Genomic DNA, 14,877 nt, shown 5'->3' on the forward strand with positions numbered 1-14,877 from the left:
TCAGCCCGCCTTCCGCAGCGGTACGGAGACGGTGGCCGGCCGTTGCCGTGTCGCCCCGTCACGAGGCCGGAACGGCACGACGAGGCCTTCGGGGTCCCAGGCGTCCGCGGTCCCGCGACCGCGTGTCCGGGGCCGCTGGATACGTCCTGCGACGTACCACGCCACAAGAGGCACACCCGCGGCCCACGCCGCGCCGTGCATCTGGTGGTCGGCGCTCAGCACGGACGTCGCCACCGCGGACAGAGCCACCACCATCACGGCGATGCGCGCCCGCACGGCCGGCAGGCCGGCGGCCCATGCCAGTCCCATCAGCAGGTACCAACCCGCGAGGGCTCCGGGCAAAGCCACGTAGTCACGGACGACAGACCCCTCGGGCGTCGGCAGCCCGCGCACGGACACGGTTTCGGCGACGACGAGGCCGGCCGTGATGCACAGCAGCAACGCGATGGCCGCGCGGGCGTAGACCGCGGGATGCCGGTGGGCCAGCCAGAGCAGGGTCAGTGCCATCAGGGCCAAGGGGGCGATGTCGTGGATCTGGGAGAAGGCGCGCGCCGACTCCGGCAGGCCGAGGTGGTTTCGGTCGCCGGGGAAGAGCGCGATGAGGGCCGCGTAAAGGAGGGCGAGCGCCGCCGCTCCCGTGCCTGCGTGACGCAACGTCCGCTTCACGGCGACCGACCGCGTGTGTGGGGCACGCATCGCGGACTTCAACGGTTCCGCCTCCGCTCAACAACGGTGCGGTAGATGCCGGTTCGGATACGAGCGGCGCATCGGGTGAGACGCTGCGGCACCAGGAGTCGCCCGATGCCCGTGACCGCCGATGCGCCGCTGAGGGGCTGCATGGGTGTACCTGTGCGGCGGGAAAGCGGCCCGATTCCTCGTGAGCGATGTGTCTGGCCGGTCGAGTGGCGCGATGCGAACGCGGCGTCCGTCGCGGTCGCGATGTCAGTTCCCATGGTGAACACCTCAGTCGATGGGGGTAGTTGACGGATCAACCATATGGTTAAAAAAATTGCTACGCCAAGCAAGGATCTGAGTGTGATCGTCTTCGCGTAGTTGGTCCGGCCAGCGGTGACGGCGCCGCTGCCTGGTCGTGGGCGCACTGGCACCGTGTTCTTCGGGGAGGGGCGGTGCCGAAGCCTGCTGTGACCGGCTACCGGAGTAGCGGGTCTGCCCGCCCTGGGCCGGGGCGACTCGCCATGCTCGGCGAGGGCGAATGCGCAGAGTGTGCGCAGCGCTCAGGTCGCAACGTTCCGCAGGGCGGCGGCGAGTTTCTAGAGATCCAGTCCGGACAGATGGTCGAGGAAGTGGCGGCGCATGGCAGCCGGATCCGGGCGAGGCCTGCCTCGGTGAGGACGGCGTACCAGCTACGGCCATCCTGGGCGCACCGCACCCGAGTTGATGAACCCCTGGTTCGCCGGCCACTGCACGATACGAGTCATGCCGCTGAGCGACATCTCGCAGGCGAACGGCGAGATCGCCCATACGCAGCTGACGGGCCGGTGCCTCGGACAGGTACATCAAGACCAGGTACTCCATTGCGAACAGCCTCAGCACAAGACCTTCGCGCGGGCTTCCGGCCCTGCGCCGGCCCCCGTCCCGGCCCGCGGCGACCTGCCCGCCCGCATCCGGCGACGAAGTCCCAGCCCGCCGCCGGGCGGGCCCGAGCGGTGTGCCCGGCGACGGTCGTCGCATCAGGTCACGGGGTGTCGGTGCCACTCTTGTCGGCCTGGTCGAAGAACTTCATGGCCATGAAGCCGTGTGCGTAGCCGCCGCCCGCGCGCAGCGCGGCGGCGATCATGACGGTCTCCGCCAGTTCCTGCTGGGTCGCGCCTGCGGAGTGTGCGGCCTTGGTGTGAGCCTCGATGCAGTACGCGCACTGGGTGGTCAGTGCCACGGCCACGGCCATGAGTTCGGTGTACTTGGGCGGGATGGCGTTGTCCCGGCCGCGCAGGACCTGGTTGTCGAAGGCCATGAACGCCTTGAAGGCCTCGGGGGCGCCGGCGCGGATGTGCTTGGCGTACTGGTGGTCGGTGTGCTCGTGGTAGGACACGGTGCGCTCCTGTGCTGTCGGCCGGGGTGGGGCGGGACGCAGTGGCGTCCCGCGGGCCGGCTGGGTGTCTGAGGAAGAGGGGGTGGCGGCCGGTCAGTACTGGTTGCGCCCGGCCCTGACGCCGCCGTCGACGTCCCAGGTGGCGCCGGTGACCCAGTCGGTCTGGTCGGACAGGAGGAAGGCGACGGTGGGAGCGACGTCGTCGGGGGTTCCGATGCGGCCGAGGGGGTGGAAGGTGTTGAACGCGTCGAGGGCGGAGTCGATCTCGCCCTTGGGGATGAACGCCTCGTAGATGGGGGTCCGCACCACGGCGGGGGCCACGGTGTTGACCCGGATGCCGTAGGGGGCGAGTTCCATGGCCAGGTGCTGGGTGAGGGAGTGCAGGCCGGCCTTGGCCACGGAGTAGGCCGACGAGGGGGTGGCGGCCATGGCCTGGTGAGCCAGCATGCCGCCGATGTTGACGATGGCGCCCTTGTTGCCGCGGGCGATGATGTTGCCGGCGACGGTCTGGGTGACGAAGTAGAAGGCCCGGGTGATGGCCTGGTAGCGGTCGTAGTCCTCCTGGGTGTGCTCCAGGAAGGACTTCGGCTCGAAGATGCCGGCGGCGTTGACGAGCAGGGTGGCGTCGGCGTGCTGCTCGGTCAGAATGTCGCGCAGGCGGTCCACGGCAGCATGGTCGAAGAGGTCGGCGGCCAGACCGACGGCGTGTCCGGATCCGGTCAGGTCGGCCACCGCTTGGGAAGCGCTGGTCTCGGACCGGCCGGTGACGACGGCGCTGCCGCCACCGTCGAGGACACGGCGAGCGACGGCCAGCCCCATACCGCTGGTACCGCCGATCACGACGACCTTCTGCCCGGTGAAATCGAGGGTGTTGCTGAGCACAGTGCTCTCCTGAGTTGGGTTCTTCACGAGTTGGCGGGCGGGCACGGGACGCTGCCCGGCGCGATGACGCACGTGGGCGGGAAGCCGTGGCGTTGCGTCACACCTCTCACGGTGCGGCGCATGGAAGGCCCAGTTAGTTGTTATGTGTCTATCGCAAGGAATGACTGATTTATTTCGACCTGGAACGATGCGGCCGGGATCCGGGAACGCCCTAGACCGTAGATCAGTCCGCGTAGCTCCGGTAGGGGATCACGAGTAATGCGGGTATAACGGGTGGCTATAGCTCGGGAGGAGAGAGTCGTGAACATTGAGGCGTTGCGCTATGCCCAGGCCGTCTCCCGGACGAAGCGACACGCCCCTCGGAGCCGACCTGGAGCAATTCGTCACCGCGCTCACGGGGGCTGGGGAGGTCCCCCGGCCGCGCCCGGCGCGGCGCCGAGCGGCGAGCGATGAGCAGAGGTAATGGCTGCACGGATCTGCTGCCGTGCCGCGGCACCCGGCGGACACGGCGTGGCGGTGGCCGGCGTCGTGACCGGCGGTCGGGCGGGGCCAGCGGGCATCGGCACGGGCCTGGGCGGCAAAGGGACGGTGCCCAGCGGGAGGAGCCTTACGGGGCGCGGCCGTTGCGCCACCGCTTCCCCGTCCGGGTGTTGATCCCGACGATCCGGCACGCCTCCGCGTTGCTCATGCCCAGCTGCATGAGCTGAAGGTAGACGCGGCGTTCTTCGGTCCAGGAACGGCGTCCCCGGTTGACCGAACGGTCCCGGATCTCGAAGTCCCTCGCACTCCTCGAACTGGGGTGGCGCGACGACTGCTAGAACTCAAGTTAGCTGGTCAGGGGTCCGTTCACGTGCGGTGGGTAATCGTCAGTCGGTTGCGCAGCCCGCGTTGCGGACGGTGAGTGACCCGGGCGGAGTACCGCTCAGGCAAGACCGGCGGCCGCACGCTCCGCTGCGTAGCAGACGTCGCACGTCAGTCGTCTGGCTTCGGGCGCCGGGGCGGAGGAGCCGGGCGCGCCGGGAGGGGGATCGCTGGTGACATGCAGATGCGTGCGGCACATCCCGGCCCCGCACCGGGCGCAAGCGGCTACAGCGACAGCCTGTACCGGTCGAAGCGCGTTAGTAGCGCAGTCAAAGCAGTTCATGGCGACCGGCCTTTCTTAAAGCCTTGCCATACTGACGGGACTTGCTGTGATTACCCCACCCCTACAGTTGAACATGCGAGCGAATGACTTGCGTGGTGGAGGGCCCCCAACGAAGCTGAGGAAGAGCCCTCCACTGCACCGGCCGACCGCTGGATCGTCGAAACATACTCCTTGAGTGCCTGGCGTAGTGTCACCGGCCAGGCTGGCGTTCCGTGATCTCCTGAAGTACCCAGCCGTTGCCGTCCGGGTCGCTGAAGGTGGCGTAGGAGGCATAAGAGGTGCGGTCGGGGTGTGGGCCGGGAATCCGCTCCTGGCCTGCGTCGCGGTGGACGGCGTCTCCGGCCTCGTGGCCGTGGTGGAGAAGCCCTCCGGCGTCGTGGAACACCTCGCTCACCTTGATGCCGCGGCCGACGAGCTCCGCGCGGGCCTGCTCGACGTCCGAGACGATGAGGTACAGGCCCTGGGTCGTGCCGGGGTCGGCGGAGATCATTCCCTTGCCGAAGATGATCGAGCACCCGGAGCCGGGCGGCGTGAAGTGCACCAACCGGTAGTCGTCACTGAACGTGTTGTCGACGTCCAGGCGGAATCCCACCGCCTCGTAGAAACTCTTGGCCCGATCGACGTCGGAGACGGGCAGCACGATGACTTCGAGCTTGAGATCCATCTCTTCACTCACCTTCATGGATTCGGGCTCCGCGTGCGTTATCAGCTGAGCAGGTGGAGGGGGCACTCGATTCGTCACCTGTCAAAGAGATGGCGATGGCGTCCCCCGTCGACGCGCCACAGATCAGGCATCCCCACTGGTGAGGAGGCTTCAGAAGGCGCCCTGAACGCGCCCTTCCAGCGTGCCTCCAGCGTGGCTGGTGCGCATTCTGAAGGAACGGCCCCGTTCTTCCGTTCTCGCCGGGCATTGCTCGGGCTGCTATACCGAGGCGGGTTGCGTCCTGAGGCGTGGTGTAGCGGGTAACGCCCCGTGGTCACTGTCAACTTGGTTGATGAGCCGAGTACCTGGGACGATCCTCAGGTCTTCTGCGAGGTCGAGGAGCTGATGCTCGCCCGCGGGTGATCGTCTCGTACGAGACGATCCGGCAGTGGTGCGCGAAGTTCGGCCCGGCCTGGGCCCGCGAGCTGCGGCGGCGCCGACCCGAGGCCGGCGACACGTGGCACTTGGACGAGGTCAGCCCAGCTCGGCCACCTGAAGCGAAACGGGGAGGTCAGTGGCGGTAATACCTTCGCCACCTTCGGCTCTCTTTGGGCGTGGCAAATCGGCGCAGACATCACCGTCGCCTATTTGACGGGTGGCGAATCAAGTGCCATGCCGGCACTTGCTCAACTGGGACAGATCGGGTTGCGGAGCCCGAATCTATGGAGGTGAATGGTCTCCGACATCGAAACCACCCGCGCGGAGTTCGCCATGCGGTCACCTTCAGCGACCGGACGGCAACGGCTGGGCGTCTCAGGCCATCTGCCCGATCGAACTGCAGTTATCCGGTGAAGCCGCAGCTCCCGGCGGGGCTGACAGCCTTCGTCACCCAGGCCGGCCGGAACGGCCGAGCACCGCGGGTCGCGGGGAGGTGGGCCTGGACAACCGCGCGCACCCTCCCCTGAGAATCCAAGCCCGCGAAACCCGAGAAGGACACAGGAAACAGCTGTGAATGACACCCACCGCACCTACGACGTCGTCGTCATCGGCGCGGGCCCCGTGGGCGAGAACGTGGCCGACCGGACCCGTGCCGCGGGACTCAGTACGGTCATCGTGGAGAGCGAGCTGCTCGGCGGCGAGTGTTCGTACTGGGCGTGCGAGCCCAGCAAGGCGCTGCTGCGGCCGGTGCTGTCACGCGCCGACGCTCTCCGCGTGCCGGGACTGAGGCGGGCGGTGGACAGACCCCTGGACGTGGAGGCCGTCCTCGCGCACCGCGACGACATCGTCCAGCACTGGCAGGACGACGATCAGGTCGAGTGGCTGGAGTCGGTCTCCGTCGATCTCGTACGCGGCCACGGCCGCCTCGACGGTCCCCGCCAGGTCGTGGTGAGCACTCCCGACGGCGAGACCGTGCGGCTCAGTGCCCGGCACGCGGTCGCTGTCTGCACCGGCACCGGCCCGGCGATGCCGGACCTCCCCGGTCTGGACGACGTGCGTCCCTGGACCAACCGTGAGGTGACCAGCGCCGACCGGGTGCCCGGTCGTCTCGCCGTGGTCGGCGGCGGAGTGGTGGCCGTCGAAATGGCCACCGCCTGGCGTGCGCTCGGCGCCCAGGTGACCATGCTGGTCCGAGGCAGCGGGCTGATTCCCCGCATGGAACCGTTCGCCGGGGAGATGGTCGCCGACGCCTTGCGCGAGGCAGGCGTCGACCTGCGCTTCGGAGCTTCCGTCACGTCCGTGACACGAGAGGGAGGAGCCGACGGAGAGGTACGCGTCACCCTGGCGGACGGCGGGCAACTGACCGCCGACGAGATTCTGTTCGCGACCGGCAGGGCCCCGCGCACCGTCGGCATCGGCCTGGAGACCATCGGTCTCGCTCCCGGCGACTGGCTGACCGTCGACGACACCTGCCGGGTCAGCGCGGTCACGGACGGATGGCTCTACGCCGTCGGTGATGTCAACCACCGCGCCCTGCTGACGCACCAGGGCAAGTATCAGGCTCGGATCGCGGGCGCCGCGATCGGAGCCCGCGCTCACGGTGAACCGGTGGACGACAGCAAGTGGGGCGCACACGTGGCGACCGCCGACAACGAAGCGGTACCGCAAGTGATCTTCACCGACCCCGAGGTCGCCGCCGTCGGCCTGACCACGCGGGAAGCGGAGCGCACCGGGCGCCGGGTCAAGGTGGTGGACTACGACATCGGCGGCGTCGCCGGCGCGTTCCAGTACGCGAAGGGGTACCGCGGCAAGGCTCGCATGCTGGTGGACCTGGACCGCGGCACCGTGGCCGGGGTCACCTTCGTCGGCCCCGGCGTCGCAGAACTGCTGCACTCGGCAACCATCGCGGTCACCACCGAGGCGCCGGTCGAACGACTCTGGCACGCCGTCCCCGCCTTCCCCACGATCAGCGAAGTCTGGCTACGGCTGATGGAAACCTATCGCGGGTAGGCAAGCGGTTCGCAGCACGGCCAGATCGTTTCCTTCTGTCGTCCATCCCGTATGCACGCGAGTCCGGCGGCCGGACCTGGCTAATCTCCCGCCCCTCGGGATGCCGTGTCGCTCCCGACCGGTGGGGCCTCTTCGGTCACGGTGAGTGCCGTGACCATTTCCTCCAGGTCGGCTCCGAGGGGTGTGTCGCAGTCCCAGACGGCCTCGTAGGCGATCTCGACGGGTGTGCCCGCCTGGAGGAGGGGGCGGCAGCTCGTGTGCTCGTGTGTGATCTTGGAGCGAGGCAGGAGTGCTGCGCCCAGGCCCATCGCTGCCCATTCGTCCACTGCCCGGAAGCTGGCGGCTTCGCCAGGGTAGGTACGCAGCGCCAGGTCGTGGCCGTGGAAGAGTTGGGTGGTGTAGGTGGTCAGTCCGCAGGTGGGGGGCCCGAGGATGTAGGCGGCGTCCGCTACGGCCTTGAGTTCGACCGGGCTGTCGTCCCCGGAGGCGTCGGGGTCGATCACGACCACCGGTTCACGGGCGATGACGCGGTGCCGCAGGGTAGGCATGCCGGGCACGGCGGGGACGAGCACGATGTCCAGCCGGCCCGCCTCCAGGTCGGCGCGCAGGGGGTCGAGGTCCGCCTCCCGCAGGACAAGGTCGCGTGGACGCTTCAGGGTGCGGGCGGCCCGGAACGCCCGGGCGACGAGGTCTGCCCCGATCAGGGGTGACACACCCATGCGGATCGTTTCGGTGACCGGACTGGCCAGCCGCTGGGCCTCGGCGGCAAGCGTGTCGAGGGAATTGAGGACGTGGTCGATCAGGGGCAGGATCCGTGCGCCGTGCTCGGTGGGCCTCACCCCGCGCGGTGAGCGGTCGAAGAGCTTCACGCCGAGCTCCTCCTCCAGCCGCGCGACGCCGCTCGACAGGGCCGGTTGCGTCACCCCGTAAGCCCGTGCGGCGGCACTGAAAGACTTCGTCCGGGAGACTGTCTGGGCGTATCGCAGCGCCTCGATGTTCACGACTCTCTCCTCCTCGCCATAGCCACCCGTTATGTCTATATTCGCCCCGATCCTCTACCGGAGCGGTATGGAGCGCCCTACAGTCTGAGGCGTTCCCCGGACATTCGGGAACCGGTCGGACGCAAGGCCCCGGGCCGTCGCCCCGAGCCAGCCCCCTGAGGTTCATGAGGCACTCAGCCCGACCTGGCAATGTCCGGTATATGGAGTTCCACGCATCCCTATAACCGCGCGCAGAACGCGCATCAAGGAGCACACGTCATGCCCAGTAACACCCTCGATTTCACCGGGCGGAAGGTCGTCGTGATCGGCGGTACCAGCGGTATGGGGCTGGCCGTCGCTCGCCGTGTCCTCGACGGTGGCGGCAGCGCCGTCGTCACCGGCCGGTCCGAGACCAGCGCTTCCCAGGCGGTGGCCGCCCTGGCCGGGTCCGGGAACGCTGTCGGTCTGGCCGCCGACCTGTTCGACCATGCTGCCGTGGACGGTCTGCGCGCCACCCTGACCGAGGAGCACGCCGACGCCACCCTGCTCGTCAACGCCGCCGGCATCTTCGAGCCGAAGTCCTTCCTGGAGCACACCCAGGAGGACTACGACCGCTACCAGGCCATCACCCGGGCCTTCTACTTCGTCACCCAGACCGTCGCCGGCAACATCATCGCCCGCGGCAACAAGGGCGCCATCGTCAACATCGGCGGCATGCTGGCTCACCAGGCCATGGCCGCCACCCCGTCCTCGGCGTACTCCGTGGCCAAGGCCGGCCTGCACTCCCTCACCCAGCACCTGGCCATGGAACTCGCCCCCTACGGCATCCGGGTCAACACCGTGGCCCCCGCCGTGGTGCGGACCCCCATCTACGAGGCGTTCATCCCCAAGGGCGAGATCGACTCCGCCCTCGACGCGTTCAACACCTTCCACCCCCTCGGCCGCATCGGAACCCCCGACGACGTCGCTCCCACCGTCGCCTTCCTCCTGTCCGACCAGACCGACTGGGTCACCGGCGCCACCTGGGACATCGACGGCGGCGTCAGGGCCGGACGCAACACATACTGACCACCCCCCACCCCCCGCCCCCAAGTCCACAGCACAGGAGCGCATCGTGGCCTACCACGAGCACACCGACCACCAGTACGCCGGAACGCGCTTGGCGCCGAAGATCAGGATGGCAACGACGAGGATGAGCAGGATCTCAGGTGCTCCGAGGTTGCCGAAGAGGCAGGTTGCCTTTCGCATCAGGAGCAACGATCGCTCCGTCGTCGCGTGGTGCGGGAAGGGGGAGGGGGCGGCGCCGTACGGCAGAGTCGCTGTCGCACGAAGGCACGGACCGCTGTTCTCCTGCCTGAACGAGAAGTAGTCCGCGAAGACGCAGTGGCCGTGATCGGGGCGGCCGAGTGCAGCCCGACTGGTTCCAGTCCTTCGGGATCGTCACCCGCACCTGTCAGTGCGACTGGGAGAACAGCGCGTCGGCCTGCTCCTTCTCGCTCATCGCGGCGAACGCGGCCGCACTCACCCGCCGCGGCACGCCGACACCGGAGGACCAGGTGTGCTTGGCGTAGGCGAAGGTCCGGTCAACCTCGTACCAGCCGGGCACCCGCGGCGGGGTGATCAGCTCGGTGCGGCCCTGCCCGGCGGTGGCGTGCAGCATGCCGCGGATCTCCTGGCTCACCACCGGGAATCCGTCGGCCCACTTCGCGCCGGCCTTGGCGGGGATGGTCCGCGACCACAGGTCCCGCCCGGTCTGCGACGGCGAGCCAATCAGCACCACGTCGTCCCAGTGTCGGCGCAGCGCCTTCCATAGTTCGACGAAGGCGGCGCGGACGGTGGCCGGGTCTGCGCCGGCCGGGTCGAACCACTCACCCACGGACCGGATCTCGGTGTGATGGTCCCGCCCGCGCTGCCAGCGGCCCACCGGGTTACGTGGGTGGACCGGGTGACCGGCCTGGCGGTCCTTGCCACGCGAGGACTCCACCTGCCAACCCTCCAGCGGACCGTTCAGCCACTCAGCGACCGCATCCTTCAGCCACTGGTGGTGTGCCGCGTTCCGGTGCCACGGGTCGCCGGCCGTGATGTAGATCCGCTCCACATCCGCCGGGACCGTCGCGCACGGCGTTCAGGATCTCCGCGACACTCGCGCGCCCCAGGTCCACGGTGACCGTGTCGCCCTGCCACACCAGCACGCCGGTCGCGGTGTCCAGGAACGCCATCTGCCGCGCGGCCTGCTTGAAGTTGGGCCGCTCCGAGGTCAGGTTCGGCTCGGCGTAGATCCAGCGGTCGCCGTCGGCACCGTCGGGGATCGACGGCAGCTCCCGCTCCCCCGATGATCGGCAGTTTTAGACCGACACCAGCCACCTCCTCAACAACCTGACAACGCCGGCCATCCCTCTCTCCGCTCAGCACAAGCCGAGGTGGTCCGGCCTTTCATGGCCGGCCCGGATTCCCGCGATGTGGCCTTCGCTCGTCACCGCCGTCGAATGACTGTGCCGAACTCGTGTGTCGAACGACAGTCGCGCGACGGATATGGCACACACGTCGCCGCAGCGAGACTCGTTGTCGAGAGCTGGCCATGTGAAAGGGAAAGAGATGGCTGAGAAGAACACGCCCATATGGGACGCGTCGGAGTGCGCGCTGGTGCTCATCGACTATCAGGACGGTGTGCTCGATCTGATCTTCGAGCAGGACCGAAGGGTCATCGAGCTCAACACCCGCTACCTGGCAAAGTTCGCAAAGGCCATCGGTATCCCGGTGGTACTCAGCACGGTCGGCGTCGAGATGGGCGTCAACACGCCCACCATCTCGACGCTCCGGGCGGAGCTGGCGGATGTCGAGGAGATCGACCGATCCCAGATGAATGCCTGGGAGGATGCCGGCTTCGTGGACGCGGTCAAGGCGACCGGCCGCAAGAAGCTGGTGATGGGGGGCCTCGTCACGTCGGTGTGTCTGGCCTACCCGGCGGTCGACGCGATGGCCGATGGCTACGAGGTCGCGATCGTCGCTGACGCGGTGGGTGACGCGACCAAGGAGATTCACGACACCGCGATGCTCAGGCTCGTCCAGGCGGGCGCTGTGCCGATGACGACGACCGCCATGATGGCCGAGTTTTTCCGGGACTGGAAGTCGCCCCTTTCCGACGTCGCCCGCGAACTGTGGGTGCCCTACAAGGAGGAGTGGGCGGCACTCAAGCGGCACCCGAAGTTCGTGGAGTTCAAGGGGCTGGTGTGACGGCAGGGCGGTCACCCGCCCTGCTGGCCGCTCGGCGTTGATGCCGTGACGGCGGACTCGACGCCCTGTTGACGCCGTGGGGACGGATGTCAGGACCGGGACCCTCCGGACCCGTACCGTCCCCGCGGCGCGCGGCGAGGCACCCGGACACCGTGGTGCACGTCCCCGGCATCGAGCACCGGGCCGATGCCGGCCTCGCGGCCTTCCCGCAGAAGCCGACCGCACGCCGGCACGCGGTCGTCCAGCGACTCGAACACCCCGCGGGAGCTGGGTCGGCCCAGTTCGTTCCTGCACGCGTGCCGCCCTGGCACGGGTGACCTGTCCCGCGCTCCTCAGGAGGGGGCAGCCCGCGCGTCAGCGATGCCGTCTCCCACACAGGCCGGATCGCCGTGCTCCTTGCCCCGGAACCGGGCCCGGACAAGGGACTTCGGCGACGTCGGTGAGCCCGGCAGGACCTGAGGCACACAGACCGGACGTACCCAACGTGCCGGCTCAGGCCCCGCCGTCCAGCGCGGTCAGCGCGTCGCGCAGCGCCGCCCGCGTGGTGATCCCGAGTTTCGGATACATCTTGTACAGGTGAGCGCCGACGGTCCGGTGCGAGAGGTGGAGCCGCTCCCCGATCTGCTTGTTGCTCAGGCCGGACGCCGCCAGGTGCGCGATCTCCAGCTCCTGCGGCGTCAGCAGGGACGGTGTGGTCTGGGGCCGGGTCGCCTGACCGGCCGCGCGCAGCTCCTTGCGGGCCCGCTCCGCCCACGGTGCGGCCCCCAGCCGGGAGAAGGCGTCCAAGGCAGCCATCAGCGGCTCGCGGGCCGGACCCTTGGCGCCGGTACGCCGCAGCCGCTCACCGAGGGCCAGACGGATCCGCGCCGACTCGAAGACCCAGCGGTCCGCGCCCGGCACCGACAGCGCGTGCTCGAAGTGCGCGACCGCCTCCTCGTCCGGAGCGCACAGGCCGGCTGCGCCCGAGACGAGCATCGCGTACCGGTCGGACAGCCGGGTGATCCCCAGCTCGCGCAGGGCCCGGACGTGCGCGGCGGCCTTTGTGTCGCGGCCGGTGCGCACGGCCGCCTCGACCAGGTCGTAGGCGCCCCACAGCGCATGCGCCACGTACGGGGCCACACTCCCGGCCGGGGTGAGCGCGGTCGCGTGGCGGTAGGCGGCCTCGTAGTCGCCGCCGCCGAGGCAGACCAGGGTCCGTGCCTGGTGGGCGAAGGCCGCGGCAGTGCCGACGCCGCGGCGCGTCCCCCAGCGCACCATCCGTTCGGCCAGGGCGTCCCCCGCTTCCGTTTCCCCTCGTGCCCCGTGCAGCAGCACCTGGTTGTACTGGAAATACCAGGCGAAGAAGGGATAGCCGGCGTCGCACAACGCCGCTCCCTCGTCGGCCAGTTCCTGTGCCTCCTCCCATTCGCCGGTCAGGAAGTCCTCCATGCACAGGTGCGTCAGAGCCCCGAGATGCCGGCGGACCTGTCCGCTGCCGTCACGGCCCAGACGGACCAACTCCCAGAGCCGGTCGCGCAGTTCGCCGACCCGGTCGAGATAGGCCGTCGCGATCGCGCCGCGGACCAGCACCGCCGGATCAGGTGTTCGACGCAGCACCTCACGGACCTCGTCGAGGCGGGGCAGGGCCGCGACGCCAGTGCGCGCCGGGTCGGGGAACGTCCGTGCGGCCAGTGCCAGCACCGGCGGCGGGGCCGGTTTCAGCCGGCCCACCGTCTCGACGAACGGCGCCCACAGCTCCTCGCGACCGCTCCACCAACAGAGCAACTGCAAGGTGTGCAGTGCTTCGACAAGAGCCCGGTCACCGACGTCGTAAACCGGTCCGGCCGCTTCGATCGCGCCGACCAGCAGCTGGTGCGCGGTGCCGAGGTCGGCTTCGGTGTTGACGAGGACGTACACCGCGGCGGCTGCCGCGTACAGGGCGGCGCCTCCGACGGGATCGGCGTGCTGCGCCCGCCGCAGCAGTTCCGACGCGCCCGCGATGTCGCCGGTCGCCTCCGCGCTGAGGTAGGCCGCCTCGGCCAGCCGCCGGCTGCGGTCGCCGCCCGAAGGACTCAGATCGGCGGCCCGGGTCAGCGCGGTGACCGCGCCGGCTGCGTCACCGCGCCGCAGCGCCGAGTGCCCGGCGTCCTGGAGTAGCTGGGCCACCTGTTCGTCCGGCTTGATCGCCGCCTCGGCCAGGTGCCAGGCCTGGCGCTCCGGCCGGTCGGCGAGTGCCTCGGCCAGCGCCAGGTGCGCGGCACGGCGCTCGGCCAGGGTGGAGGCCGCCACGACCGCCGAGCGGATCAGCGGGTGACGGAACGTCAGGCGCCGGGCGGCGGTGTCCATCCGGACCAGGCGCTCACGCTCGGCGGTGGCGAGGTCCGTCAGGATGGCGGTGTCCTGCCCGGCGGCGTGGTGCAGGACTCCGAGATCGCCGGTGCTGTCCAGCGCGGCCAGCAACAGCAGCCGGCGTGCGGCCTCGGTGAGGACGGTGACGCGTGTGACGAACAGGGCACGCAGGCGTTCGCTCAGCGGCAGCACCGCCGGCAGTTCTTCCTGCGCGGTCTGCTGTGGTCCGGTGAGTTCTTCCGGCAGTTCCATCAGGGCCAGCGGATTGCCGCGAGCCTCGGCGACCACCCGTGCCCGGACCCGGGCGGCCAGCCCCGGGTGGCGGGCCGCGAGCAGCAGGTGCGCCGAGTCGTCGTCGAGCGGCGCCAGGTCGATCTCGTACAGGCCGCTGCGGTCGAACATGTTCTCCCCGCCGGTCCGGGAGGCTGCCAGGAAGCCGATCTGGCTGTCGGACAGACGGCGGGCGACGAGTTTGAGGACCACGGCGCTGGCCCGGTCCAGCCACGGCAGGTCGTCGACGATCAGGAGGAGCGGAGCCTCGGCCGCTGTCTGCCGCAGCAGGGCCAGGGTGGCATTGACCAGGAGGAGCTGGTCCGGAGCAGGACCGGTGCCGAAGCCGAGTGCGACCAGGAGCGCTTGGCGGTACTCGGGCGGTAGGTGCTCGACGTCGTCCAGCACCGGCATCAGGATCTGATGCAGCCCGGCGAACGAGATGTCCGCCTCGAACTCGACGCCGTCAGCACGCAGTACCCGAGTGCCGGACGCCCTCACCACCTCGGTGACCGCGTCGAGCAGTGTGGTCTTGCCGACGCCGGCCTCGCCGACCACGTGCAAGCCGCGGCCCCGGCTGGACTCGTCCTCGAAGAACTCGCACACCCACTGCACGTCCTGGATGCGGCCGACGATCTGCGACCGTCGGCTCCACGGTTCGCTCCCACTCATCGCTCTCGCCTCGCTTCCGTTGTTCGGCCCAGGGTGGGTTCTTCGCTGCTCATGAAGTGGAGGTCGGACGGTCGTGGACGAGCACGGCCATTCCGTCGCCCGGCAGGGCATTCGGGGACTGCCGCAGAGGCAATCAAGATGCTTGCTCCGGCAAGCAAATACCCAGGTGTGATCGCCTTCGTGTAGGCGGTCCGGCCGGCGGTGACGGCGTTGCTGCCTGGTCGTG

The 14,877-nt window shown here is 69.4% G+C and carries 10 protein-coding genes and 3 pseudogenes; 4 read left to right on the plus strand and 9 right to left on the minus strand.

What is annotated here, in order from left to right:
- From OG766_RS36330 to OG766_RS36350, 5 genes and pseudogenes are all read right to left on the minus strand, one after another.
- Entirely contained in the window at positions 1-696 is a 696-nt protein-coding gene (locus OG766_RS36330; RefSeq protein ID WP_328727366.1) for a hypothetical protein, read from the minus strand.
- 1,000 nt (positions 697-1,696) lie between these two features.
- Positions 1,697-2,050 carry a carboxymuconolactone decarboxylase family protein gene (locus OG766_RS36335; protein ID WP_328727367.1) on the minus strand — a complete coding sequence of 118 codons (354 nt, stop codon included), beginning with the start codon at positions 2,048-2,050 and terminating at the stop codon, positions 1,697-1,699.
- 93 nt (positions 2,051-2,143) lie between these two features.
- A complete protein-coding gene (locus OG766_RS36340) occupies positions 2,144-2,932 on the minus strand; it encodes an SDR family NAD(P)-dependent oxidoreductase (RefSeq protein WP_328727368.1) in 789 nt (262 codons plus the stop codon).
- A gap of 616 nt (positions 2,933-3,548) precedes the next feature.
- A pseudogene (locus OG766_RS36840) lies at positions 3,549-3,701 on the minus strand (IS30 family transposase); the annotation flags it as partial.
- A gap of 565 nt (positions 3,702-4,266) precedes the next feature.
- On the minus strand, positions 4,267-4,740 hold the full coding sequence (locus OG766_RS36350; protein WP_328727582.1) for a VOC family protein: 474 nt from the start codon (positions 4,738-4,740) through the stop codon (positions 4,267-4,269).
- A 354-nt stretch (positions 4,741-5,094) separates the two neighbouring features.
- On the opposite strand from OG766_RS36350, the pseudogene OG766_RS36355 reads away from it, so the two are divergent.
- Both OG766_RS36355 and OG766_RS36360 read left to right on the plus strand, forming a co-directional pair.
- Positions 5,095-5,255, plus strand: a pseudogene (locus OG766_RS36355) (IS6 family transposase); the annotation flags it as partial.
- Between the two features lie 472 nt (positions 5,256-5,727).
- The gene (locus OG766_RS36360) at positions 5,728-7,167 is read left to right on the plus strand and encodes a dihydrolipoyl dehydrogenase family protein (protein WP_328727370.1); all 1,440 of its coding nucleotides are present in this window, start codon (positions 5,728-5,730) and stop codon (positions 7,165-7,167) included.
- Between the two features lie 80 nt (positions 7,168-7,247).
- On the opposite strand, the gene OG766_RS36365 is transcribed toward OG766_RS36360, so the two are convergent.
- Positions 7,248-8,168, minus strand: a complete 921-nt coding sequence (locus OG766_RS36365; protein WP_328727371.1) for a LysR family transcriptional regulator — start codon at positions 8,166-8,168, stop codon at positions 7,248-7,250.
- Between the two features lie 258 nt (positions 8,169-8,426).
- Between OG766_RS36365 and OG766_RS36370 the strand changes: the two genes are divergently transcribed.
- On the plus strand, positions 8,427-9,215 hold the full coding sequence (locus tag OG766_RS36370) for an SDR family NAD(P)-dependent oxidoreductase (protein ID WP_328727372.1): 789 nt from the start codon (positions 8,427-8,429) through the stop codon (positions 9,213-9,215).
- A gap of 81 nt (positions 9,216-9,296) precedes the next feature.
- Here OG766_RS36370 and OG766_RS36375 read toward each other — a convergent pair.
- A pseudogene (locus OG766_RS36375) lies at positions 9,297-9,395 on the minus strand (twin-arginine translocase TatA/TatE family subunit); the annotation flags it as partial.
- 205 nt (positions 9,396-9,600) lie between these two features.
- Positions 9,601-10,245 carry a hypothetical protein gene (locus OG766_RS36380; RefSeq protein ID WP_328727373.1) on the minus strand — a complete coding sequence of 215 codons (645 nt, stop codon included), beginning with the start codon at positions 10,243-10,245 and terminating at the stop codon, positions 9,601-9,603.
- A gap of 497 nt (positions 10,246-10,742) precedes the next feature.
- On the opposite strand from OG766_RS36380, the gene OG766_RS36385 reads away from it, so the two are divergent.
- A complete protein-coding gene (locus OG766_RS36385; RefSeq protein WP_328727374.1) occupies positions 10,743-11,381 on the plus strand; it encodes an isochorismatase family protein in 639 nt (212 codons plus the stop codon).
- Positions 11,382-11,873: 492 nt separating this feature from the next.
- Here OG766_RS36385 and OG766_RS36390 read toward each other — a convergent pair whose 3' ends face one another.
- Positions 11,874-14,651, minus strand: coding sequence for an AAA family ATPase (locus OG766_RS36390; protein WP_328727375.1), 2,778 nt, complete (start codon positions 14,649-14,651; stop codon positions 11,874-11,876).
- Positions 14,652-14,877 lie beyond the last annotated feature (226 nt).

Source organism: Streptomyces sp. NBC_00259 (assembly GCF_036181745.1).
GTDB lineage: Bacteria > Actinomycetota > Actinomycetes > Streptomycetales > Streptomycetaceae > Streptomyces > Streptomyces pratisoli.

Coding starts and splice junctions, on each gene's coding strand:
- OG766_RS36330 (WP_328727366.1), bottom strand. CDS start 696: ATGCGTGCCCCACACACGCGGTCGGTCGCCGTGAAGCGGACGTTGCGT.
- OG766_RS36350 (WP_328727582.1), bottom strand. CDS start 4,740: ATGGATCTCAAGCTCGAAGTCATCGTGCTGCCCGTCTCCGACGTCGAT.
- OG766_RS36370 (WP_328727372.1), top strand. CDS start 8,427: ATGCCCAGTAACACCCTCGATTTCACCGGGCGGAAGGTCGTCGTGATC.
- OG766_RS36385 (WP_328727374.1), top strand. CDS start 10,743: ATGGCTGAGAAGAACACGCCCATATGGGACGCGTCGGAGTGCGCGCTG.
- OG766_RS36390 (WP_328727375.1), bottom strand. CDS start 14,651: ATGAGTGGGAGCGAACCGTGGAGCCGACGGTCGCAGATCGTCGGCCGC.